Annotated in this window: 2 protein-coding genes; one reads left to right on the forward strand and one right to left on the reverse strand. The window is 44.5% G+C overall.

Translation table 11 applies throughout. From position 1 onward, the window contains the following. A partial coding sequence (locus A3729_RS07105) for a GGDEF domain-containing protein (protein WP_156497755.1) occupies window positions 1-505 on the forward strand: 505 nt, incomplete at its 5' end. 20 nt (window positions 506-525) lie between these two features. Here the strand turns inward: A3729_RS07105 and A3729_RS07110 are convergent. Then, window positions 526-871: helix-turn-helix transcriptional regulator (locus A3729_RS07110; RefSeq protein ID WP_156497756.1), on the reverse strand; the 346-nt coding region annotated here is incomplete at its 5' end.

The following is an 871-nucleotide window of genomic DNA, read 5'->3' on the forward strand; positions in this document are numbered from 1 at the left end:
GTTAGAGGAAACGCTTGATCAAGAGTTAAGTCGTCATGCGCGCCAGAAAGAAGATTTGGCGGTCATGTTTATCGATTGTGATGATTTCAAGATAGTCAACGATACCTGCGGTCATGACTGTGGTGATAGTTATCTCAAGCATGTTGCACATCATCTGAATGAGTTAACACGAAAGAGTGATTTGGCATTCCGCTTTGCTGGTGATGAGTTTGTCGTGTTGCTGCCTCATCAGCGCCAAGAAGGCGCTGATATTATTGCAGGGCGTATTCGCGAGCATCTCTTGAATACGCCTCTCAGAGTCGAGGATAAGGTAATTCCTGTTGTGATTAGTTATGGCGTGATTTCGACAGAATCAATGGATCGAGTCGACTCTAAAATGATGCTTAAAATAGCCGATGAGCGGCTTTATGAAATGAAGCGTCAGAAACCTTCCAAACGAGTAAGTGTTCCTGAAACCCAGGATAATGTCGTGGTTGCCAAGGCTGGCCTGGTGAGTACCGACTAATACTCGCCAAGCTGTCGGTTTTATAGGCTTTTCAATTGCGAACTTTCTGTTCGGTACTGCCCTGGTGTCATACCGGTCCAACTTTTAAAGCTGCGATGAAATGAGCGCCCGTCAGAAAAGCCCAGGTTATAAGCAATATCTTGAATTCCTATTTCGGAGCTTTTCAGAAGTTCGGTCGCTAAGTCTAGTCTGACTTCATTTAACAGCGTTTGATAAGAACTGTCTTCAGCGACGAGTTTTCTCTGCAGTGTTCGTTCGGTCATGTTTAGTTCATTCGCAATGAGTTCTTTTCTTGCGCTGCCTAGATTCAATTGGTGTCGAATGAGTGCTTTGACTTTATCAGCAAAGTTCTCACTAGCCAGGCTA

The sequence above is a fragment of the Oleiphilus sp. HI0043 genome, assembly GCF_001634935.1.